The organism is Rossellomorea aquimaris, from assembly GCF_020172085.1.
Classification (GTDB): Bacteria; Bacillota; Bacilli; order Bacillales; family Bacillaceae_B; genus Rossellomorea; species Rossellomorea aquimaris_E.
Genome location: NZ_JAIVAT010000003.1, coordinates 1,577,086 through 1,600,957, shown reverse-complemented (window position 1 = coordinate 1,600,957; position 23,872 = coordinate 1,577,086). Strand labels below are relative to the sequence as shown.

The 23,872-nt window shown below is 38.4% G+C and carries 21 protein-coding genes; 13 read left to right on the top strand and 8 right to left on the bottom strand.

Going from position 1 to position 23,872, the window contains the following annotated elements; all coding sequences use genetic code 11:
• Positions 1-547: 547 nt before the first annotated feature.
• Positions 548-1,258, bottom strand: a complete 711-nt coding sequence (locus tag LCL96_RS09010) for a galactosyltransferase-related protein (protein ID WP_224941054.1) — start codon at positions 1,256-1,258, stop codon at positions 548-550.
• 367 nt (positions 1,259-1,625) lie between these two features.
• On the opposite strand from LCL96_RS09010, the gene LCL96_RS09005 reads away from it, so the two are divergent.
• Positions 1,626-2,378: a sulfotransferase domain-containing protein gene (locus tag LCL96_RS09005; protein ID WP_224941053.1), complete on the top strand. Its 753-nt coding sequence runs from the start codon at positions 1,626-1,628 to the stop codon at positions 2,376-2,378.
• 168 nt (positions 2,379-2,546) lie between these two features.
• On the opposite strand, the gene LCL96_RS09000 is transcribed toward LCL96_RS09005, so the two are convergent.
• Positions 2,547-3,428 (bottom strand): glycosyltransferase, encoded by an 882-nt coding sequence (locus LCL96_RS09000; RefSeq protein ID WP_224941052.1) that lies wholly within the window; start codon positions 3,426-3,428, stop codon positions 2,547-2,549.
• Positions 3,429-3,589: 161 nt separating this feature from the next.
• Here LCL96_RS09000 and LCL96_RS08995 point away from each other — a divergent pair, with 161 nt between their 5' ends.
• The gene (locus LCL96_RS08995; protein ID WP_224941051.1) at positions 3,590-4,792 is read left to right on the top strand and encodes a hypothetical protein; all 1,203 of its coding nucleotides are present in this window, start codon (positions 3,590-3,592) and stop codon (positions 4,790-4,792) included.
• A gap of 41 nt (positions 4,793-4,833) precedes the next feature.
• Here the strand turns inward: LCL96_RS08995 and LCL96_RS08990 are convergent, their stop codons facing one another.
• Positions 4,834-5,907 (bottom strand): hypothetical protein, encoded by a 1,074-nt coding sequence (locus tag LCL96_RS08990; protein ID WP_224941050.1) that lies wholly within the window; start codon positions 5,905-5,907, stop codon positions 4,834-4,836.
• 314 nt (positions 5,908-6,221) lie between these two features.
• Between LCL96_RS08990 and LCL96_RS08985 the strand changes: the two genes are divergently transcribed.
• Positions 6,222-6,983: a CsxC family protein gene (locus tag LCL96_RS08985; RefSeq protein WP_224941049.1), complete on the top strand. Its 762-nt coding sequence runs from the start codon at positions 6,222-6,224 to the stop codon at positions 6,981-6,983.
• 146 nt (positions 6,984-7,129) lie between these two features.
• Here LCL96_RS08985 and LCL96_RS08980 read toward each other — a convergent pair whose 3' ends face one another.
• The 3 genes from LCL96_RS08980 to LCL96_RS08970 all read right to left on the bottom strand — a co-directional run bounded on the left by LCL96_RS08980 (position 7,130) and on the right by LCL96_RS08970 (position 10,466).
• Complete coding sequence (locus LCL96_RS08980) at positions 7,130-8,674, bottom strand: hypothetical protein (RefSeq protein WP_224941048.1); 1,545 nt, start codon at positions 8,672-8,674, stop codon at positions 7,130-7,132.
• A 73-nt stretch (positions 8,675-8,747) separates the two neighbouring features.
• Positions 8,748-9,503: a CsxC family protein gene (locus tag LCL96_RS08975; protein WP_224941047.1), complete on the bottom strand. Its 756-nt coding sequence runs from the start codon at positions 9,501-9,503 to the stop codon at positions 8,748-8,750.
• A 183-nt stretch (positions 9,504-9,686) separates the two neighbouring features.
• Positions 9,687-10,466: a CsxC family protein gene (locus LCL96_RS08970; protein ID WP_224941046.1), complete on the bottom strand. Its 780-nt coding sequence runs from the start codon at positions 10,464-10,466 to the stop codon at positions 9,687-9,689.
• 236 nt (positions 10,467-10,702) lie between these two features.
• On the opposite strand from LCL96_RS08970, the gene LCL96_RS08965 reads away from it, so the two are divergent.
• Positions 10,703-11,890, top strand: a complete 1,188-nt coding sequence (locus tag LCL96_RS08965) for a ParM/StbA family protein (protein WP_224941045.1) — start codon at positions 10,703-10,705, stop codon at positions 11,888-11,890.
• A gap of 5 nt (positions 11,891-11,895) precedes the next feature.
• Complete coding sequence (locus LCL96_RS08960) at positions 11,896-12,282, top strand: hypothetical protein (protein ID WP_224941044.1); 387 nt, start codon at positions 11,896-11,898, stop codon at positions 12,280-12,282.
• Positions 12,283-12,326: 44 nt separating this feature from the next.
• Here the strand turns inward: LCL96_RS08960 and LCL96_RS08955 are convergent, their stop codons facing one another.
• On the bottom strand, positions 12,327-12,902 hold the full coding sequence (locus tag LCL96_RS08955; protein WP_224941043.1) for a CotY/CotZ family spore coat protein: 576 nt from the start codon (positions 12,900-12,902) through the stop codon (positions 12,327-12,329).
• A 384-nt stretch (positions 12,903-13,286) separates the two neighbouring features.
• Between LCL96_RS08955 and miaB the strand changes: the two genes are divergently transcribed.
• Positions 13,287-14,852, top strand: coding sequence for a tRNA (N6-isopentenyl adenosine(37)-C2)-methylthiotransferase MiaB (gene miaB, locus LCL96_RS08950; RefSeq protein ID WP_224941042.1), 1,566 nt, complete (start codon positions 13,287-13,289; stop codon positions 14,850-14,852).
• A 1-nt stretch (position 14,853) separates the two neighbouring features.
• Entirely contained in the window at positions 14,854-15,285 is a 432-nt protein-coding gene (locus tag LCL96_RS08945) for a RicAFT regulatory complex protein RicA family protein (RefSeq protein ID WP_224941041.1), read from the top strand.
• Positions 15,286-15,320: 35 nt separating this feature from the next.
• Here LCL96_RS08945 and LCL96_RS08940 read toward each other — a convergent pair whose 3' ends face one another.
• Positions 15,321-15,548 carry a hypothetical protein gene (locus tag LCL96_RS08940; protein WP_224941040.1) on the bottom strand — a complete coding sequence of 76 codons (228 nt, stop codon included), beginning with the start codon at positions 15,546-15,548 and terminating at the stop codon, positions 15,321-15,323.
• Between the two features lie 230 nt (positions 15,549-15,778).
• Here LCL96_RS08940 and LCL96_RS08935 point away from each other — a divergent pair, with 230 nt between their 5' ends.
• The 6 genes from LCL96_RS08935 (at position 15,779) to LCL96_RS08910 (ending at position 23,848) form a co-directional block, all read left to right on the top strand.
• A complete protein-coding gene (locus LCL96_RS08935) occupies positions 15,779-16,315 on the top strand; it encodes an outer spore coat protein CotE (RefSeq protein WP_138777630.1) in 537 nt (178 codons plus the stop codon).
• 328 nt (positions 16,316-16,643) lie between these two features.
• On the top strand, positions 16,644-18,812 hold the full coding sequence (locus LCL96_RS08930; RefSeq protein ID WP_224941039.1) for a DNA topoisomerase III: 2,169 nt from the start codon (positions 16,644-16,646) through the stop codon (positions 18,810-18,812).
• A 94-nt stretch (positions 18,813-18,906) separates the two neighbouring features.
• On the top strand, positions 18,907-19,425 hold the full coding sequence (locus LCL96_RS08925) for an ankyrin repeat domain-containing protein (RefSeq protein WP_224941038.1): 519 nt from the start codon (positions 18,907-18,909) through the stop codon (positions 19,423-19,425).
• A 229-nt stretch (positions 19,426-19,654) separates the two neighbouring features.
• A complete protein-coding gene (locus tag LCL96_RS08920) occupies positions 19,655-21,103 on the top strand; it encodes a carbon starvation protein A (RefSeq protein WP_224941355.1) in 1,449 nt (482 codons plus the stop codon).
• 426 nt (positions 21,104-21,529) lie between these two features.
• A complete protein-coding gene (locus LCL96_RS08915; protein WP_224941037.1) occupies positions 21,530-22,420 on the top strand; it encodes a nitrilase-related carbon-nitrogen hydrolase in 891 nt (296 codons plus the stop codon).
• A gap of 72 nt (positions 22,421-22,492) precedes the next feature.
• On the top strand, positions 22,493-23,848 hold the full coding sequence (locus LCL96_RS08910; RefSeq protein WP_224941036.1) for an NAD(P)-dependent oxidoreductase: 1,356 nt from the start codon (positions 22,493-22,495) through the stop codon (positions 23,846-23,848).
• Positions 23,849-23,872: the final 24 nt, after the last annotated feature.

Below are 23,872 nucleotides of genomic sequence, written 5' to 3'. Positions count from 1 at the left end.
ACAAAAAGGTTTTAGTCAAATAAAAATCTAAAAGTTCATTCGGAATTCTTTAATGAAAATCGTATTCGTTCGGATTTTTTTAGTTTTATAAGCATATAAAATGGGTATTTTGCAGGTTCTAGCTGTTGAATGGAGTGCAAGACGAAGACTCTTGCGGGAAAAGGGGAATAGGTAAGGATTGGGTAGCGATGCAACATGTGATTTAAAAAAGGTAATACAAAATTTTCGTCTTTAGATTGTATTTATTTAGTTATGTCCCAGCCTCGAAATGATTATAATAAAAGATAAATTAAGAATTATAGATTGTATTGATTTATATAATAGTTGTTAATTTGAAAGAGAACTTTTATATTGTAAAGGATTGTGAAAATTCTTTGAAATGAGTAAAGATATAGTTATGTAATATGAGAATTTTTATAAATGATATAAAAATAACATTTAATACACATATCTAATCAACGAAGAAGAACAAGTATAAGGGAAAACCTAATCAATTGTGGTTTCCCTCATTTTCGAAATATGGATGTTTTTACATCTAACTATGTGTTTAATTAGTGTTTTTATACATCTTATTTTTGTTTATAATTTCTAGCATGGCAGGAATATTTCCACTTGCATTACGATATTGGTGTGCAAGCTTAACGTTGTTATTATGTTTAGGATTGCTACGGGCTTTAGCGGGAGGATGCCATAAATGAAAAACACTTTCATTTAATCTTGTAAAATCTCCACAAATTGTATTCATCGCAGAACAAAAGGCGTCATCTTCTCCACCCCACCCTATGAACCTCTCGTCAAATCCTCCTACAGAGTAAAAGGATTCTTTCCTTAGAATATTAATTCCGCCTACTCTAATACCACCTTTCAATCTCTTCGATGTTTTTAAATGTTGTAGAATCGGCCATTTCGGGGGCTGTTTAAACAATGTTAATGTACTATTTTGAGAAATATCCTCAATACTTGTGAAGGGTATAATCCATGCTGCTTCATTAAGGGAGTTTACAGCATTTCGGATAACATCTGGACTACAAATAATGTCAGCATCCACTATTACAAACACATCCCCAGTCGCCTTTCTTGCAGCTTTATTTATTGCTAATGATCTTGAAAAGAACTCATTGGATGTATAGCCAATACAAATCTGAGCTTCTGGAAGAGTAATCTTATAAAAGTTTACGATCCAGTTGAAAGAGATCTCTCGAGCTTTATTTGTAGGCTGGTATGGAATAAGAATTGAAATTTTACTAATCTTAAACAACTCCTTTTTTTCTATTGTATGAATGGAAGTAGTGGTTAATTTAAGGCAAACATGGAGATTTTCAAAAATGGGCACAGTTTTAAGAGGAATTAATGTTGGAAAAATTGTCTTTACTTTTAATGGTTGTATAATGGTGGTTTAAATGTTCTGTTTCTTCTCAAAGTTGATGTAAAGTCTATAGTGGACAACCTTTTCCAAATGATGTGTCAGTTATAAAGGGAGGGTTGATAAGAGATAGCAGTATGCAGATTGCGTCGTTTTTAAAAAATGTGCCCTTTTAAGTCGAACTAAGTGAAAAGGACCATACATTTACATAGATACTTTCATAATATGTTGGTACACCATTAATTTGAAGGAGCGAGTTTTTATGCACGAAATTCCCCATTTTATCATACTGGGAGGAGCGAAATGTGGTACAACCTCACTATATTTCTATTTAAATCAGCATCCTCAAATTTTGCCATCGAGCAAAAAGGAGCTTTTTTTCTTTAATAAATCTAGTAAAACAGTTGAGTGGTACAGAAATCAATTTCCAGAAAGTGTTAAAAGTGACGAAATAACAGGAGAAGGTACACCAATATATTTAGTACATCCTCAAGTAGCAAGAAGAATCTATGAATACAACCCGAAAATAAAATTGATTGTTCTATTACGAAACCCCGTTGAAAGAGCTTATTCTCAATATCATCACTTTATCAATACTGAAAAGCACTCATTCGAGGATGCCCTTGAAATTGAAAAAAATACAGTGAAAAAAGAACTTATACGAATGGAGGAAGATGAGAATTATATTCCAGACGACGTTTTTCGGTATTCTTTAGTAGAACGTGGACTATACCACAAACAGCTAGAGAGGTATTATCGTTACTTCGATACAAATCAAATTCATATCATTAAGAGTGAGGATTTATTTCAAAATCCTCAAAAAGTCTGTAATAAGGTCTTGAAATTTTTAGGCTTACCTCGATGTAAATTAAAGGATAGGGAAGCCAGAAATACACGTAGTTATCACAAGATGAATCCTGATACGGAAGCGATGTTATATGATCGCTTCAGAGCAGAGAATCAAAAGCTTTATAAGTTAATTGGTAAGGACTTCAATTGGGAGGAAGGAAAATAGGGAACATAAACACAAACTGTTAGATGCCTCTACTTAAATTTAGGTATTTATCAAACCGTGCGTTATAAACGATAAATAATTTATAGTGTGAACAAGTTTATAACTAAATATGCTAATATAAAAAAACAAACCATTTCATTAAATGTATTCAGAAATGGTTTGTTTCTTTTAAAAATGTATATTAAAGTGTTTGAAATACCATTCGTCGTTATAAACCCTCTTTTGAAAATACTCTCTTCTACGTTTTTCCACCCCATCATTAAGAACTTGGCTTTCGACTTTCTTTGGACTCCGATGAATGATCAGATCCTTCGTTTTTTTTATTCTTTCCTGATCAAAGTGAAGGTAGGCCATCCTCAGCAAATTATAATATACCCCGTCATAATCCACTTTGTATGGATGAGATTTTCTGAATAAATGCAGTATCGTCACAGACGGCTCACAGCTACATCTGTAACCGAATAACCACAGTTTAATAGACAATTCTACATCTTCATGCCCCCAGGTTTTAAAACCAGTTTCGAATCCGCCAACTTTGAAGAAGACATCTCGTTTGATCAAGAAACATCCCCCAGGAATAATCGCGGTATTGAATAGATATGGCCTTTTCTTATGCCATTGAATTCTTAAGCTGTTAGATAAAGTTTGCCCATAGCCTATAACCTTTGGATCATCCATAGAAGCTATTGCAGGACAAACAACATCCGTCAAATCTGACTTCAAAGGAGTCAATAGTTTATCAATCCAAAGAGGTTGGAAAGTTAAATGAGCATCACAAAACATCAGATAGTCAGAAGTAGCGTTTTCAGCCCCAATATTCCGTGCTACAGATGGCCCAACACCCAAAGTTCGAATTTTTTTCACTTTATTTTTAAAGTGGGATTGTTCCAAGAAATCACAGCATCCATCGTCAGAAGCATCGTCCACGATGATCACTTCATATTCAATTTTAGTGGCAGTGGAAAAAAGTGAGTTTAATGTTTTTTTTACATTGGAACCTTCATTTTTCACAGGAAAGATAATAGATACCTTTGAATGATCTTTATGCACTACATGTTCTCTCCTTTAATTTTTTATCCATCACTTTATCCTATGTATATATTCCCCGTTGGTGTACATGGAATGAGAGATCGTGTTCATGCATCATAGTTGATCATTTTGAGTCATAAGATAAAGAGACCAAATAAGAATGAAGAGCGGTGAGCATGTACATGAAATTAAAAATTAACAATCATGATTGGGGAACGATTCCAGCTCATTCCATAGCTGCCATCCAACTTTATTGTGCAGAGAATAATCATCAATTTTGTCTGAACGAAGAAGAACAAATGGTGGAAGTGAAAAGTTCGCTTCATGGAAAGAAAGTATGGGTATCGGTAAACACACCGAATGTTAGTATAAACGATGAAATTGATGAAAAAGTGTCAGGAATATTAGCTAATTATGGAATTGACGTATCTACAAAAAGTGATACAGGGAAGATCAGGAACGGGGATCTCTTTATTGATTTAGTGTCGAGTAAATCGAAGGGAGATAACAAGACTATATCTGTTGGATATAATGAAAGACTGAATTCCATCAATGTTAAAAAAAATCTCTCAATCTATAAAGATGAGCTGCACTTTATGGGATACTATTTGATGCCGGAGAATCATTCTATTCCCCATTTAAGATGTTCCATGAGTTGTGGAGACGAAGAGTTCTTGTTAAAAGAAGGGCCTGCAATTCTAACACAATGTGTCCTTAAAACGCTTCTCGGTAATCAAAAACCCAATTTACTGGATCTGGATATTCTCCATTTATTAACGAAGAGTAATCAAACAGGATCTGCTGATCCAAAAGCGGTTGAGAAGAAAAAGGCAAGTAAAGATATCCAAATTGATGATAAAACGTACGAAGAGATGAAAATGCGAAAAGCAAACCGGAAAGTTCGTGAAGTTCAGGAAAGGAAGCTATATGCGGAAATATATTTTGATTATAATGTTATACCGAATCGAAAAACTGAACGTTATTCCATTAAAGCTGATCTTTTTATAAAGAACACAGGGAATGTAGATTTATCCAATCCCAAGATCTGCTTTCGGGTGGACCCACCTGAAAAGATTGAAATTGGAGGACAGATTCTTCCACCTGAGATGAGCGAGATTTTTTCTATACAAGGTCAAAATGGTGCACAAGGATGGAAGTATATGGGGAAGGATTGGCTTGAAAAGGCATTCTCCACTGGAGAATATTGGATTGAGTCGATACAGGAAACATTTATACCTCCTGGTGAAACGCTAGCAGTGGAAGGACTGCAATTTACGGTAGAAAATCTTGAAGAACAGGAATCATCGACCATTATAGGGTTTGTTTTATTTGAAGATCAGGAGCTTCAGCTTAGCTCCAATAATAAAATCAAAATTACATTTTAACTAAAAAAAGATGCCACGAATGGTTGTGGCATCTTTATATTTTATTCCTTCTCATCGTCAGAACATTGACTCTCCATCTTTGCTGAGATCTTCTCTACAAGAGGTTTTTGACGTGCAGTTATAATATGAGTCTGACTGCGCTTCTGGCTCTCCACCAGCCTCTTAAGCTCCAATAAATTATGTGTCAATGTAGAATTATATTCACGTATGGAGTCGACCTCTGAAATGAAATTCAGAAACCTCTGCTCAACCTGCTCAAACTTCTCCTTCAGCACCTCATTCTGTAGAGTAAAGTGAATTTCCTGATCCTGCTCAACCGCTTCAATTCGTTCATCCTGTTGTTTGGTTCGTTGATCGATATCCGCAAATTGGGAAGACAGCCACCATTCATTTTCTTCAAAATGTTTTTGATATTGACTGATGAATGTCTTAATGTACTCCAACTTTTGCTTTTCTGCTTCTATTAATTGGTCCTTTGCAAATTGCAACGAATCAAGGGTATGTTTTCTCTCGGACATTACCTTTTCTAACTCTTCGGTTTTTGAGATCAGGTTATAAAAAATTTCTTTCTTTGTACCTTCAGAGTGAGCTAAAGCTGAATTTAAATCTGAAATATGGAGTTTTTTTCCTTGCAGTTCACTGTTTAAGCTGTCAATTTTTCTAAGGTGAAGGATGTTTTCCTCCGATACTGCTTCTTTTTTACTGAACAGTTCTTTTTGGTCCTTCTCTAATTCCGATATTTTTTGAGATTGTTGTCTTTGTGTGAGCTTGTTGGCAAGGAGTTCTTGTTGGAGTTCATTCTTCGCAACTAGGTGCTGCTGTAATAACTCCTCCTTTACATGAATGGCGTCATGAAGTGCCCTTACTTGGTCTTCTAATTTCTCTTTCCCTTCTTTAAACAGGTTTCGATCTACAATAAGTTCCCGTTCAACTGTATCGTTCTCATTTATTCGATGGTGAGCAAGTGTTAATTCCTCCTTCACCATTTGAAGTTGGTCCTTATGGTATTCATTTTCGGCATACAGATAACTGCTTTTCAGAGTTCGGATCTTTTTATTCAGATTCTCTATTTCAGATTTTAAATAAAGGACTTCTTGATCAGTAGTGGTGTACATTGGTGGTAATTTGGCTTCCTCCTTTATAATAATCTCCTCCTAAAGACTTTTACTCTATTGTATGGAGCCATTTGGGTAAAGGTTACAAAATCCCAAGCAATTAATATGGATCAAAGCTTCTTGTGTATGAGTATTCCAATGTTTCATAGATTAATAGATGTACTAGAAATATGTTGTAGCCTACCGACACACGTCCACTCATTTTTGATAAATAAACATAGATTATAGTAAGTCAATAGAAAAGGAATATACACTATTTACGCTACATTTATGGCATTTCTATTGATTAATTATGATTACTAGGAGTGAATAATTTGAAAAAGAATACGAGCTGCGGGTTCGGATATCACGGGTGCCCTTCACAACCATCCAGTGATATGGCAAAGTCAAGAAGCTTATTTACAGAAACGTATGTACCGGATCTTGATTTAGAAGAAGTTACGGTTGTTCTGGGGGATGTATTTCTTCAATCCCTAACAGAAGCAGATATTTATCTACCAACTTATGCAAGTGCAATTAAAAACATCGAGAAAAACGTTTCCCTTACTCAGTGTAAAGCGATACCTGTACCAGGTTTTCCAGAATACGTTAAATTATTTGTGGAAGGAATTGTCCACAAGAATATTCAGTATGTAGAAGGTTCATATGGGGTAGTAAAAGATTATAGTATTGACATTCCGTTTAAAGCTTATGACCGAGTGAAACTCGCTAATCCTGTCAATAAACCATTTGGAATTGACTTCAGCATTAAGGAGAATGTTTTGCAAAGAAGAGAACTTGCCAAAGATGGAATGGGTGCATCCCGTTGCGAATTTGGTTCATTAACGTTCGAAATCAATAACGAGCCTATTAAATGTAAACTTCTTGCATCTGCAGTGAATCAATGGGATATTACCGAAAACTTTGATAATTGGGGACGTTTTAATAAAATCACTGAAAAGATGGACATTAACCTTCTTATTAAATTAACCCAAAAGAAACAACAAATGGCTGGAGATGCTGATGCAGGTGGAGGAGAAGATCAGCAAGGTCCAGAAGTAGTCTTTAATCGTTTCAGAAACATCATTCAACAATAATGGCTAGCTCAAAATGCCCTAGGCAGACTAGAAAGGTAAGAGTCTGCCTCTTAGGCGTTTTTTTAATACTGAGATATATGAAAGGGAGGGTGAACGTCAAAAAAGGATTCACAATGAGGGTGTGCCCCTTCCTCATATTACATATTTTAAAGCACTTCATTCACATTTAATTGGACAAATTGTTCTTGCGTTAAATGCAGACATAGCGCTAAACACCCTTGTACTTTCAGGGTGGAATTCACCTCATCCTTAGAGTGCTCTTCCTGACTAATAAACTTGAAATCTTGTAGTGAATGGTGGATTGAATCACAAAAGGAATCATGACTTTCATGATGAGTGGTCATTCTTTGATTGTTTTTTGTTAAGAAGGTGTATTCTCTATGAACACTAATGGGTATTTTCGGTTGAACTTTCCAATGAGCTTTGCAGGTGTGATTCCATTCAATTGGAATCTTGATTGAATGGACAGAACTTGTTTCTCCTTTATTTACATAATCTATCGCAGCAACAAGAGTTCCCTTCACAAATACAATGGAAGCAGGAGAAGGGATATATGTCTTAAGAGATTGAATAGACCAACGGATTGTCTGGATATGTTCAATCGGAAAGGGTAAATCTAGATTCTCAAAGATGGTTAGTTCAATCTTTAAAGTAGACAATACAACAGGAATCTTCACAGATATAAAGTGAAAATCAAATGGGTAAGTAGCTATCGCTTCGTCTGTATGTGGCTCTGGTGAAAATAGTTCATTTTCGAAATGTTTTTTTAAGGCAGTTAGTTCACTACGGTCCTGTTCGCATTCTTCGGGGTATTTAGGATCATTTTTCATCATCGCTGTGGAAAGTTTTTTGAGAACAGATGTCAGGGAACTTATTGACTCATTGAATTCATTCGATTTATTTTCTGATTCACAGTATTCTGTCTCCAAGAAATGGGTGAATGAAGATGGATGATTTGCTTTATGATCGTAATCGAGATAAGAATAGATACAATCTTCCTTATGTGAAGTATGAGAATGCTCCTCGGATATTACATTCTGTTCGTTAGTGTGCTCATCTTCTTTTTTGTCATTTTCTTTCATTTTAAGGGAATCTACATCTCCATTTTCATCTTTTGTTATCTTAGAGGTCGATATTTCGGCTGACAAACCTTCTGCAGATACTTCACCCGGTTCTTCATCCAACATCATAAATATTTCTTTACGTATGGAAATAGGCTCTTTTCCTTTATCTTCCTCACCAGAGGATAGCTTGTTTACTTCACTGTGACCGGAAGCTGAAAGCTCATCCTTGTTCCTTTCATCACGTAAATCCTCTCTGAAATGATTAGAGAGCAGGTTTTCATCCTCTATTCCTTCACCCTGATTAACCATTTCCTTCAATTCTTCATCAATTGTTTTCCCGTCTTGAATGATTTCCATATCCATCACTTTGGGAGGTGGGAAGAATGTAGGTTGAGAAAGAATTCCTTCTTGGAACTCCTTAGTCAATGTTGAATCTGTCGGACTATCTTTTTCATTATTTACATTCGTATCGGTGGAAGGAGCGTGCTTCTGATTAAGATTAAATAATGAAAATGAATGATGAGGTTGATCTTTTCTAATCGTTTCCTTTCTGTGTTTTTCTTGTTGAAATTCATCCATCTTATTTAGAAAGTGTTTTTCAATATCATCATATTGATCATTTTTCATAATCAGTGTGATTGGTGCGTTACGATACTACACCAAATCCTTTGCCTCCTCTCTATAAGAATGATCATCTTATTCAGTCGCAATCATCGTTTGTAGTGGAGGTGACTCGAATCTGTTGGTTTTGAAGGACTTTTATACATAAATCTATGACCATTTTTTCTTCTATTGTACGGAAGTATCCTTCTCCGATAGGCCCTAAATGAGGGAGAGCGCAGCGATCGATTGCTTCATCCCATTCAATGATTTTACTTGAAACTAATTCACAGTAAGGGATCTCATTGTAATACTGATGACTTTCTTGATGGAATTGAGATAAATCATGTGTTAGTAACTCATCCTTTTCTGGATATCCGGAAGGTAATGGCTTCGAAATTAAGAAATCAAATTCTTGGCGATTATTTACTTCAGGCATTACAGGCATTGATAAGAAATGCTTAATGTCAGTCACACATTGAAAAGGAATATCAACCGTGTAAGAGTGAAGATCTGAAGCAATGGAAGAAAGGGAAGTTTCTTCAATTTCTTTACAAGGGCTTGCATATTGGATGTTTTTTCTTACAAAACCTTTCACAAATAGTTTATTAGAAGGAAGAAGAAGCCTGCACTGTGTTAACTTTATCGTTTTCTTTATATCTTTAATTTCCAAAACGGCTTCTGGAAAGGTAATCGTCGCATCTACGTTTACCTGAAGAGTCAGTTCAGCCAATACAACTGGGACCTTAGTTACGATTTTTCCGATACTAACTTTTGGATGGTGACAATGGCTTTTACAATCATTCATATTTGACGTTTCATTGCAATCTGACATTTTATTATGGTTTTCAAACATAAGGGACCTCCTAAAGCAAGATAATGCCATCTTATGATTAAGGTTGATTGTTGTTTGGGCCAGAGCCTATATGTAAAGGGACTAATTATTGAATCAGCTCACAATCACTGCGGGGAATCTTGTGAAGAAAAAAAAGCATTCCCCTGCTGTTATACCTAACAGTAGGGGGAATGCTGGTGAATACTATTCATCTCCGTCTAATGCTCTAAGACGGACCTGCTGTTTTTGTAATACTTTAATGGTGAAGTTGATGGACATTTTTTCTAGCATATTATAGAAATATCCTTCACCTACAGGGCCATCAGATACACGGTCTGTTGATTCATCCCACTCTAGAATGCTGCTTGAAATCAATTCACAGTAAGGAAGCTGATTATAGTAATTCGTGCAGTATTGATGGAATTGAGAGATATCATTTGATAAATATTGGTCTTTTTCAGGATAGCCTGTCCCTAGGTCTTGAGCTCTGAAGAAGTCAAATTCCTGACGATTATTCGTTCTTGGAAGTTGTACGGGAGAATCCAGGGTAATTGTTGTCATGCATTTGAAAGGAACGCGGACCGTTAATGATTTAATGTTAGAAGATACACATGATCCATCAAATCCAGTTCCTCCACATGGTGTAGCATATTGAATGTTTTTGCGCACATATCCTGATAACAACAGGGGAAATTCCGCACCTTCATCACTGAAGTCGCCATTGCTGGTTGGAATAGTCATTAAGCGGCATTGTACAATTTCGACCTTCTTCTTTACATCTTTAATTTCCATCACAGGTTCCGGAAATTTAATATGGGCTTCAAGGTTACTAGAAACACGATATACTCCTAAATCTACTGGAACATGGACAGTTCTAATACCAGCCGGAGTTAGAATAGAATCTACAGCTGTGTTGTCGCAGTGATCGAGTGAAGCAGATTGATCTACGTTCACACAATTTTTATTCTTATTATAATCACTCATTTTGTTTCCTCCTAATTAATAAACAATATTTTTTAACTACACTTTATAGTATGCTTGGCGAATCTATTAAGAGTGGTTATATGAATCAGTATAAGAGTGGAAATTTACTAGAGAAAATCATTCAAGAGGAAATAACTCTTTCCTGAATTACATTACTGGATTTAAAAATTTATGATTAGGTACTTGCACCGATGTTTTCTATTCCGGCATAGGCTTTAAGGAAGGAGGAGGATGTAATGAATAGGCATAATTATGTTGCTGTGGACTTGGGGAACAGCTTTTATAAAGCCATTGTGTCAACAAATGGTGAAATGACAGAATACTCCATGCCGAATGCCATTGCTTTATTTGATGAAGAATTTTATGAGAAACCTTACGATGATGAAGATGTTTTATTTGGAGACAACTTGATTGTGGAAGTGAACAGTTCAGCACTGCATGAGAAGAGAGAAATCTTTTATATAGGTAAATCAGCAGCGAGACAGCGTAATGTGAGTTTAACATCCTTTAATAATCAGAAAGTAGATGAAGACCGTACTTACACTCTTTTATTTGGACTGTTGGCCCATCATGCTGTAATGAGCAATCAATCAGATATAGATGTATTCTTTGATATAGATCAATTGGCAGTTTCTCTGCCGACTACTCAGTATAAAGAACGTAAAGATACGTTGAAAAGTCGTCTTATCGGGACTCATACTGTTTATCTTCACAAGGTTCCAGGAATGATTGCCCCTCAAGAAACCGTTGTAAGACTTCATATTAAAGATGTTATTGTTGGTGCTGAAGGGGCTTGTGCTTACCTGGCATTAACAAGGGATGAAGAGACATTGGGAGTAAAAGACGAAGCTCTCTTACAAGATTCTGCCAAAGGAATCCTTATCGGTGATCTGGGGGGAGACTCAGTCGATTTTGTAGGAATCAAAAATAATAAGCCAGTAGCTTCCATTGAAGGAGAGCCGTTTGGGATTAATCAGTTTTTAGATCATATCATACAAAAAGTGAGTAAATATGAGTTATACAAGTTCGACTCAAGATCTGAACTTGAGGAAAAAATTGTAGCTGGTCAATCCGAGTGGTATGTAGAACCATTTGCCGGTGTGAAAAAGGATATTAGTAAGTATATTATTCCTCAGTTGAAATCATTGGCCATAAAATATTTGGAACATTTCGATCGGGTTAGAAATAGCTCAAATGAAATCAAAGGGGCAGTCAAATATATTGCAGTAGGTGGAGCGGCTAAAATTGCTGAATCTCATATTAGGGAAGCGGCCGTAAAATGGGCAGAAAGAGGACGTCCCATTGAATTGTTCTTCCCTCCAAATATGGAAAAGTTAAATGTTTCAGGATTGATGATCCTTGCAAAGTTAAATCAATTAAAAAACAATCCTGCACAGATTGAATATACAAAAACTAAAGGGTGATGGGCATGTCTAAGAAATACTCGGATTACTTTCAGGACACGATTCTTACGATCCCCGAACATTTCATAAATGTTAAAACTGGGGAGGAAGAAGCCATCACCTCTAAGATTCAAGAGCAAATTGCCTATCATTCAAGAAACAATACGTTAATGCATCTTGTTTTTTCTGCTCTGCATGATTACTTGCACCATTCTAAGCCTGTTCAACTTAACATGACACCAGATGATACCATACTAGAAGAACTATTAGATTTAAAAAGATTACTTCTTCAAAATGGATATAATTCCCCGAAGAGCTTGCCTGAAGGTACCATCGTAAGCCGAAAGGAACAAGAACATTCCCCCGTTGGATTGAAAGAAATAGACGATTTGCTTGAAGCTTTTGGAGGATGAAAAAGGTGAACGACTCTCGTTCACCTTTTTTTTTCGAGTGTGTGTTATAAATGAACGGCAGGCAAGCAGGTAATTGCACAGAAACAAGACAAATCTACAGTTATACAAATCCCTGTTTCCATCAAGTCATCCACGCATTTGTGGTCAATTTGTTTACAAGGTGAAGTGAGTGAACATTTACTGTCATTTTGAGAGTGAGAATCACCCTTATGATGTTCGGATTTAAATGTCAATAATTCCAGAGTCGCACATTTATGATCAATGTCTATTATTTTGAAAAGGTAGGTTTCAATGCATTTCAATGTCTTTTTCTTCTTTGTATGACAATGATAGGCGGTAACACCAGTTCCTTTGAATGGATCGCATCCACAATATAAAATAAAGGGAATGGTATTCTTTTTGTGTTTCTTTTTTTCGCATAGTAAATCCTCTATGGATTTTTTGCAGGATGAATTGCATCCATGGTCTTTCTTTACTTTTTCCTGGGCTTCAAGGATTGCTTCTAAAACGTCTCCGACACAATTTTCATAATGGCTGGGACGAGATTCACTGCATTTATGGTTTTTATAATCCTCATGGTAATAGGTGTCCTGGGACTTTTCTTTCTGACTATAACTCATTATTTAACACTCCTTTACAATTTACTACTAATTATCATACGTTCATAAGGGAATATTCGATTGAGCCTCTAGCCTAAAAAGATAAAAATAGATTCCAGGTACATAATTGATAGTTGTTTGGTCTTGAGAATTGAGCCGAGAGAGGGAGGTGTTTACCTTTGGGGCTCGAAGGAGAACATAAATGTAAAGAAACTATCACTTTACTGCAGTTTTACTAGCTGAGATGGAATTGAAACATTTTTCAACACTTAAGCACCTCTATTGTATGTAGGGGTGAAAACCTTTATACTATAGTAATGTGCAACAATGTATATCCTGTTAATTCGGCCGGCTTTATATATAGAAGAAAACGGTTTGGTTATAGTGGTAGAAAGGGGATTTTTCATGAACGAAGAGCAACGAAAACATGGACAACAATCGAAGTCTGTATCACCAGCGGACCAAAAATCCGAAAAGGATTACAGCAAGTACTTTGAAAGTGTCTATAACCCGCCGTCATTAAAAGATGCGAAAAAGCGTGGGAAAGAAGAAATCAAATATCATAATGACTTTACAATTGATGATCAATTTAGGGGGCTGGGGGAAGGAAAGAAATTTTATATCCGTACCTATGGCTGCCAAATGAATGAACATGATACCGAAGTGATGGCAGGAATCTTCATGGCACTCGGCTATGAACCTACGAATTCAACGGATGATGCAGATGTCATTCTTTTGAATACATGTGCCATACGCGAAAACGCTGAAAATAAGGTGTTCGGGGAGTTAGGACATCTGAAACATTTGAAGCGGGAAAAGCCTGAGCTTTTAATCGGAGTTTGCGGATGTATGTCCCAGGAAGAGTCTGTAGTGAATAAGATTCTGAAAACCTACCAGCAGGTGGATATGATTTTTGGAACCCATAATATCCATCGCCTTCCAAAGATCCTATCTGATGCGTATATGTCTAAGGCAATGGTTGTTGAAGTGTGGTCGAAAGAAGGGGACGTCATTGAGAACCTTCCAAAGGTCCGCCGTGGCAACATCAAAGCATGGGTCAACATTATGTACGGCTGTGATAAGTTCTGTACATACTGTATCGTTCCTTATACACGAGGTAAAGAGAGAAGCCGTCGTCCTGAAGAGATCATTCAAGAAGTCCGTCACCTGGCTGCACAAGGATATCAAGAAATCACTCTCTTGGGGCAAAATGTTAACGCATACGGCAAAGATATCGAAGACCTCGAATATGGCCTGGGAGACCTGATGGATGATCTCCGTAAAGTGGATATTCCACGTATCCGATTCACGACGAGTCATCCAAGGGATTTCGACGATCATTTGATCGAAGTACTTGCCAAAAAGGGAAATCTGGTTGAGCATATTCACCTACCGGTTCAATCCGGTTCAACAGACGTCCTGAAAATTATGGCGCGTAAATATTCCCGCGAACAGTTCTTAGAGTTAGTGAGAAAGATTAAGACGGCCATGCCTGATGTAGCCCTTACAACAGACATCATTGTCGGGTATCCAAATGAAACCGATGAGCAATTTGAAGAAACACTTTCGTTATACAGGAAAGTGGGCTTTGAATCAGCCTACACATACATTTACTCTCCTCGTGAAGGTACTCCTGCAGCGAAGATGAATGATAATGTGCCGATGGAAGTGAAAAAAGAGAGGCTACAGCGCTTGAATCAAGTGGTGAAAGAATATTCTGCTGAAGCAATGAAGAAGTATACCGGTCAAATCGTTGAAGTGCTAGTAGACGGGGAAAGCAAGAAGAACCCTGAGATTCTTGCCGGCTATACGAGACGCAGTAAGCTTGTAAACTTCAAGGCTCCTAAAACAGCCATTGGGAAGATAGTGAAAGTCAAGATCACAGATGCCAAGTCCTGGTCATTGGATGGGGAAATGATCGAGGAAGGCCAAATCGGAACAGAATTTCAAGAAGCGGTAGAGGTGAAATAATATGGCAAAGTATACAAAAGACGATATTATGAAGCGTGCAGAAGAGCTTGCAACCATGATTGCAGAAACAGAGGAAGTGGATTTCTTTAAGCGTGCGGAAGCACAAATTCACGAAAATCAAAAGGTCCGGGAAATGATCGCAAGTATTAAGAGTTTACAAAAACAAGCTGTTAACTTCCAACACTACGGGAAGATAGAAGCTCTAAAAATGGTTGAAGCCAAAATTGAAAACCTGGAAAAGGAAATTGATGAAATTCCAGTGGTCCAACAATTTAAGGAATCACAGACAGATGTGAATGATTTACTGCAAATTGTCGCTTCGGTCATATCGAATAACGTGACTGATCATATCATCGAGTCAACAGGAGGAGACCTGCTCCGCGGTGAGACGGGGTCAAATGTGAAAAACTCTGCTCCTGGAAGCTGCTCCTAATCCATGGGCTATTCATTTTATAATGGAATGAATTCCTAAGGGAGACATAGAAATAAAAAACGATCTTTGCTTAAAGGAATATCCTTTTCTTGCAAAGATCGTTTTTTATGTTTGGTTTCTTTTTTAGCCAATGCTTCCTTTTTGGTTTTCGTTGTACGCACCATCATACAAAAATCAGGATCGATCCCCCTCCGCATCGTGACATTTTGGCCGGTATTCCGGAGATGATGGTCTCTTTTCTTCTTTGCCTTACTTTTGGCCATACGTGTTACCTCCTCAATGAAATGAATACATACCCTGAACAGGCATGAACTTTCTCAGTTTAGCTTACCATTTTTCTATATTGCTGTGTAGTCCATTCCGGAACATTCAATGGGTATTCGCATACAATACATTATCTCGCAACAATCCCATTATGTAATAAAATTTACTCGCACAAACACCTAGATAGTCGCATAAGATGAATTGAAAATGAATGAGGAGGTTCGCTCGAATGGCAGAATATAGAGAGATTATTACGAAAGCGGTCGTAGCGAAGGGACGTAAATTTACACAGTCTCATCATACGATTTGCCCGCCGCATAATCCATCGAGCATTTTAGGCTGCTGGATCATCAATCATCAGTATGAAGCACACAAAGTCGGCAAGAAAGTCGAAGTTCACGGATCATATGATATCAACGTATGGTACTCCCACAGTGACAACACGAAGACATCGGTTGTAACGGAGAGAGTAGAATATACAGACTGCATTAAACTAAAATACCGTGATCCCGATTGCTTAGATGACATTGAAGTGTGTGCTCGAGTACTGCAACAGCCTAATTGCTGCGAAGCGGTCATTTCACCAAACGGTAACAAAATCATCGTTCACGTAGAACGTGAATTCCTGGTAGAAGTTATCGGAGAAACGAAAGTATGTGTCCTTGTGAATCCAGAAGGCTGCGACGATGAAGATTGGGATTGCGACTTGGATGATGAAGAATTTGAAGAGTTAGATCCAGACTTCTTAGAAGGCGACGAAGAATAACGTTTACTAGGAAGACGGCCTCTTCCTAGTTTTTCTTCTTAGCTATAAAACTGCAGGATGGGATAACCAAACAACGGGCATCTGTCCAGATGCTCTCTTTTTATGCAAAAAACCAGTCGTCGAGAACATGATGATTGGTTTTTTTTTCGATGAAAGACTTAAACTTGATCACCTACAGCTGCCATGACCATGATGATCAAACAATAGGAAGCGTTTCAACTCAATGGCCGGTCATGTGCCGAGAACCAAAATGCCCTAGTCTTTTTATTGTATGTTAAAATAGAAAAGATATAGAAAATAAACACCCCGTAATGAAAGGATTTTTTACATGAAAAAGACTTTGGTCCTGGCAGAGAAACCTTCTGTAGGCAGAGATATTGCAAGAGTACTTCAATGTGCGAAAAAGGGAAATGGATTCTTAGAAGGGAACGACTATATTGTCACATGGGCACTTGGACACCTGGTGACCCTGGCAGAGCCTGAAAGCTATGATGACCGATATAAATCATGGAAGCTTGAAGATTTACCCATGCTTCCATCGTCACTTAATCTGGTAGTGATCAAGAAGACGGGAAAACAATTCAGCGCCGTTAAAGCACAAATGAATCGATCGGATGTTAAAGAAATAGTTATCGCCACCGATGCCGGGCGTGAAGGTGAGCTAGTTGCCCGCTGGATCATAGAGAAAGCGCGTGTGAACAAACCGCTAAAACGTTTATGGATTTCCTCTGTAACCGACAAAGCTATCAAGGACGGATTCCGCAAGCTCCAAGATGCAAAGAGTTACGAAAACTTATATGCGGCAGCACAGGCAAGATCTGAAGCCGACTGGTATGTAGGGATGAATGCTACGAGAGCGTTGACAACCAAGCATAACGCACAATTGTCATGCGGACGTGTACAAACCCCGACTCTAAGCATCATTGCTCAGAGGGAGGAAGAAATTAAGAATTTCAAACCGCAATCTTATTATGGGATACAGGCTGTGACAGACAGAGGAACCTTTGTATGGACGAACAATAAGAATCATGATACAAAAACGTTTTCAAAAGAAGAAATAACCTCTGTGATGAAATCAATCAAAGGGCAATACGAATTGACCGTTCAATCAGTCAAGAAAGCACTGAAGAAAAATTTTGCACCGTCCCTTTATGATTTGACTGAACTGCAAAGAGATGCACATAAACTCTATGGTTATTCTGCTAAAGAAACACTTTCAATTATGCAGAAGCTATACGAGCAGCATAAATTGGTAACCTATCCGAGAACAGACAGTAAACATCTGTCGAATGATATGGTGTCTACACTTAAGGACAGATTGGAAGCTGTGAACATACAACCATACCGTAAATTGGTACATATGGCATTGCAGGGGCGAGTGCATCTGTCCAAAGCATATGTTGATGATCAAAAGGTGACGGATCATCATGCCATTATCCCCACTGAAGAAACACCTTCCCTTCAGCGGTTACAGGATAAGGAAAGAAAAATATATGATCTAATCGTCAAGCGTTTCATTGCCGTATTCCTTCCTCCTTATCAATACGAACAAACGACAGTAGGAGCAAAGATGGGTTCAGAATCATTCCAGACAAAAGGGAAAAGAATCGTTGATCCCGGCTGGAAAGAAATCTATGATTTTGACTCTGAAAACGATCAATTACTATTGAAAATGGAAGAAGGAGGTACCTATTCTGTCCGCTCTGTTAAAGAAACAGAAGGGCAGACGAACCCTCCAGGTAGGTTTAATGAAGGTACTTTATTATCCGCGATGGAGAACCCAAAGAAGTTCATGAAAGAAAGTAATAAAGACCTGATTGCCACGATCCATGAGGCAGGGGGACTCGGCACCGTTGCCACGAGAGCCGATATCATTGAAAAACTCTTCAATTCAGGTGTCATAGAGCCTAAAGGGAAAGAAATTCTCATTACGTCAAAAGGAAAGCAACTATTGGAACTGGCACCCCTCGAACTCAGGTCGCCTACTTTGACTGCAGAATGGGAGCAGAAGCTTGAAAGGATTGCAAAGGGAACTCTTAAGAAACAGGAATTCCTGAAAGAGATTAAGGATTATACGAAGAAATCCGTCAGTGAAATCAAGAACTCTACAAAGAAATTCTCCCATGATAATCTTACAGGGACAAAGTGCCCTGACTGTGGCAATTTGATGCTTGAAATCAAAAATAAGCACGGAAAGAAACTTGTCTGCCAAGACCGGGAATGCGGACATCGTAAAAATATCAGTAAAAAAACAAATGCCCGCTGCCCTAATTGCCACAAACGTCTGGACTTGAGGGGAGAAGGGGAAGGACAGATGTTCACCTGTGTATGCGGACATAGAGAGAAGCTCTCCACATTTAATGATCGAAAAAAGAAAGAAAAGAATAGCAAAGCAACAAAAAGGGATGTAAATAAATACTTAAAAACACAGCAACAGGATGAGCCTGTCAATACCGCTTTAGCTGATGCATTGGCTAAATTAAAACTGGATAAGTAACAAATGGGGTGATTGCCAATATTGGTGGTCACCCCTATCTTTTAGTCAGTAAAATTGGTAGAATATTTATAATTATTTAAAAAGAGGTGGAATAATGATATCTATCACCGTACAAGAGTTTTTTGAAGCAATCGAAGCGGGCAATAAAACAAGAGTAGAACAGACGTTAAGAAATGATACAAATCTTTGTAATGCAAATAATGATCAGGGTTTAACAGCACTTGGGGTGGCTGCGCATTTTGACCGTTTTGAAATTGTCAAGCTTCTCCTTAATTTTGGGGCAGATATCAATTCCGTTTCCAATTCTAACGTATCCTATATTCCATCGAACACAGCTTTACATGCAGGAATTGCCGGCAAAGCTTCGAAAGAACTAGTGGAGTTCTTGCTAGATCAGGGTGCAAATGTAAATCAGCTTGATTCATCGGGACACACACCACTACATATTGCAGCTTTCGACGGCAGTGCAGAAATCGTGTCTTTGCTTCTTGCATATGGAGACGGGCAAGAGATGCAATCAGGTAAGGCACAATCTCCGATAGAAATTGCCATTGAAAGAGACAATAAAGAATTTTTAAACGCACATGAGGCATTTGTAAAATTAAAAAAATAATACTGAATGTGAATGAAACGCATTCCTGAAAGGGGTGCGTTTTTTATTATGACAAAAAAATTTTCCGGGTGATGTATGCGCATACATTGTTGGAGTCATCCTTATTTTGGAGAAGTGTAAGTGGGTTTTAATTCTGAAATCATTTTATTTTTAGAAAATTCTGTTGTTTTTTGTCGTTTTCCGTATTAGAATAAACGGTAATTTCAATTTGTGAAGGGAGGACATCGTGATGCTCACATTTCTTGCATCCATCTGTATACTGGTAATTGGTTATTTCATTTATTCAAAGGTGGTAGAAAAGATTTTCGGTGTTGATGATTCCAATTTAACACCTGCATATTCTAAAAAGGATGGCTTGGATTATATGCCGATGAGTTGGTGGAAAGCAAGTTTGGTTCAACTCTTGAACATTGCGGGGTTAGGTCCGATCTTCGGTGCAATTCTAGGTGCATTATATGGACCTGTAGCCTTTCTGTGGATTGTTATAGGTACATTGTTCGCTGGTGCTGTACATGATTATTTCTCAGGGATGCTTTCTCTCAGACATAATGGGGCACAGTTTCCATTCATTGTAGGGAAATATTTAGGTAAGTCTGCTCAATCTCTTATGAACATCTTGTCCATTGTATTGATGATTCTAGTAGCAGCTGCATTCACTTCGGGACCCGCACAACTTATGGCAGAAGTCACTCCGCTGAATTTTATGACCTGCCTGGTCCTGATCTTTACATATTTTCTGATTGCAACCGTATTGCCGATTAACAAAATTATCGGTAAGATTTATCCGGTCTTTGGAGCAATCCTAATTTTCATGGCAGTAGCAATCGGAATCGGTTTATTCTTCTTTGAACATCCTGTACCGAATCTAACATTTAAAAACCTGCACCCTTCTGAACTGCCTTTATGGCCGCTATTAATGGTTACAGTTTCCTGTGGTGCCATTTCCGGATTCCATTCCACACAAAGCCCGATTTTGGCAAGGACGCTTAAAAGAGAAAGCGAAGGGCGTAAAGTATTTTATGGAGCCATGGTTGCTGAAGGGATCATCGCTTTGATCTGGGCTGCTGCGGGTATGGCATTCTTCAATGGAACTGGCGGGCTTCAAGAAGCATTGGCTTCGGGAGGACCTGCAGGAGTAGTCAATGAAATAAGTAAAACGACCTTAGGGACGCTCGGTGGGGTGCTGGCAATTCTTGGTGTCATCATACTGCCAGTGACGACGGGGGATACTGCTCTCAGGTCCTCTCGAATGATGCTTGCTGATTTATTAACTGACTTAACAAAGAAAGATGTAGAAGGAAAGTGGTTGCCGTTGCTCCTGGTTGTTCCAGTAGCAGTCCCTACATTCCTCTTGACTCAAATCGATTATACTTTTCTTTGGAGATATGTCGGCTGGTCGAATCAGGTAGTTGCGACAGTCATGTTATGGACGGCTGCCATATATTTATTACAAAAAGCAAGGTTTCACTGGATATGCAGTGTGCCAGCTTTATTTATGACAGGGGTGGTAAGCTCATACATTTTTTATGCCCCAGAGGGATTTGGCCTTTCCTATTCCATTTCGATGGTGCTTGGATCAATCATATGGTTGGCGGTTTTGACTTGGTTTATTGTACAAGTAATAAAATACAGACCAGTAAGGAACCAATCACTGAAAATGAGATCTGTAAATTCATAGCTTCGACAAAAAACAGCCTTTTCCAATAGATTAGGCTGTTTTTTATGATTAGGATTTCTCCACCTGAAATCATGCCGATTAAGGGAAAGATGGGGTTGCAAAGAATTTTGTCGAATAAAAACTGAATATTTTTAATATTTAATTAAATTATTCTACAAATTTCGCAACTTGAGTATGGTACTTTATGAGAAACGGACAAGATGACGCATGTAAAAGAAAAATATACATAATGACAAATGATGAAGGCCGTTCATGTTACAAAATGTTTAGTGCAATACAATTTACTAAGGGTTAAAATAAAGTGAAAATATCAAAAATTCAGAAATTAATTCTATTTTGAAATCTAGTAAGTGTAAGTTCATGAAGCAAAAAATAATGAAAGCGCTTACTATTTTTATATAATCTAAATGTTTAGGGGGAAATGAAATGTCGGATTTGGTAAATATTGGGCTGATTCAGGCTTCTCATGATGTGGATGGAAGTGAGGCGGTTGAAACCCATAAGGAGCAAGCAATTAAAAAGCATGTGGAATTGGTGAGAGATGCAGCAAAAAAGGGTGCTCAAATCATATGTTTGCAGGAAATTTTCTATGGTCCCTACTTTTGCTCCGAGCAAAACCCCAAATGGTATGATTCTGCAGAAGAAATCCCGAACGGCCCGACTACAAAACAATTTCAGGATTTAGCCAAAGAGCTGAGTGTCGTTATCGTTCTGCCAATATATGAACGGGAAGGCATTGCCACATACTACAATACGGCAGCTGTCATCGATGCAGATGGATCGTACCTTGGTAAATACAGAAAGCAGCATATTCCCCACGTGGGAGTCGGCGAAGAAGGATACGGATTCTGGGAGAAATATTATTTCAAACCAGGAAATCTGGGTTATCCGGTATTTGAAACGGCTTACGCTAAGGTAGGGGTTTATATTTGTTATGACAGACATTTTCCTGAAGGAGCACGGTTACTAGGGTTAAAAGGTGCGGAAATAGTGTTCAATCCATCTGCGACTGTAGCGGGCCTTTCAGAATATTTATGGAAACTTGAACAGCCGGCTCATGCAGTGGCAAACGGATACTATTTAGGAGCCATCAATCGAGTTGGATATGAAGGACCCTGGAACATGGGTGAATTTTATGGTCAATCGTATCTGGTCGACCCAAGAGGAAGCTTTGTTTCAGTAGGAAGTAGGGATCGCGACGAGGTGGTCATAGGAGAGATGAATAAAAAATTATTAAGGGAAGTACGGGATACGTGGCAGTTTTACCGTGACCGCAGACCGGAAACCTATAATGATATGACGGCTTTACTACCTTGATATCATGAAATGTTTCATTGTTTGAACATAATGAGGTTTTTATCTTTATGAAATGAAGAGGGGGAAGTCAGTATGTCTAGTACACCTTCGTTACTCAATCTCGAGAAGAATTTTCTTGAAGCTCATGAGGGCTTAACGGGCAGAGAGGCAGTGGAAGAAGCCAATCGTTGTTTGTACTGCTATGATGCCCCGTGCATTCAAGCCTGTCCCACTAGTATCGATATACCATCATTTATCAAAAAGATCGCTTCTGGGAATCTAAAGGGATCTGCAAAGACGATCATGTCTGCCAATCCTGTTGGGGCTAGTTGCTCCCGGGTATGTCCGACAGAGGAGCTATGTGAAGGGGCTTGCGTATTAAACCATTCCACAAAGCCGATCATGATTGGCGACTTACAGAGGTATGCAACAGATTGGGCGAGGCATAATGAGACGGTGTTATTTGAAGCAGGAGAAGCAAATGGGAAGAGTGTGGGGATTATCGGAGGGGGGCCAGCTGGGCTCTCAGCTGCAAGAGAACTTGCCCGTTTTGGATATGCAGTCACCATTTATGAAGCTGAAAAAGAAGCCGGTGGGTTAAATACCTATGGTATCGTTTCCTTCCGCCTACCTCAAAGTATATCTTATTGGGAAGTGGAGCAAGTCAAGAAATTGAATGTTGATATCCGGACAAATGTAAGGGTAGGTCAAGATATATCCGCTGATGATATTACCCAAAGACATGACTTTGTCATACTTGCTGCCGGAATGTCTTCTGTTCCAGATTTAAAAATTCGAGGAGAAGACCTGAATGGTGTGCATGATGCCATTGAATTTGTAAAGGAAACCAAAAGTGGCACTTTAAATCACAACTATGTGGGTAAAAAAGTGGCCGTGATCGGTGCAGGGAACACAGCCATTGATGGAGCTACTTGTTCAGTACGGTTAGGGGCAGAAAATGTAAAAATCCTCTACCGCCGAACAAAAGAAGAAATGACAGCTTATGACTTTGAATATGAATTTGCCAAGCAGGATGGCGTGGAATTCCGTTGGCTGACGGCTCCACAGAGAATCATTGGAAATGAAGCCGGTGATGTTACCGGGATTGAATGCATCAAAATGGAGCTTGGGGAAGCAGGAAAGGATGGAAGAAGAAGACCGGTCCCAGTCAGGGGCTCAGAATTTACTTTACCGGTTGACGTCGTCATCAAAGCGATTGGCCAAACCAGGCACCTGAATTTGATCGAACAATTCGGTTTAGAACACTCAGATGGTGTCGTTAAAGTTGACCGTGAAACCTTCCAGACGTCAAATCCAAGGATTTTTGCCTGTGGGGATATTGTGTTTGGAAAAGGTGTAGGTGAAGCCATGGTCGTAACTGCAGCCGAACAAGGAAAGCAGGCAGCCTATCATTTACATGAGAAATGTTCATCTGTCGAAGTGAATTAAGAGTGTATTAGAGGGGGGATTTTC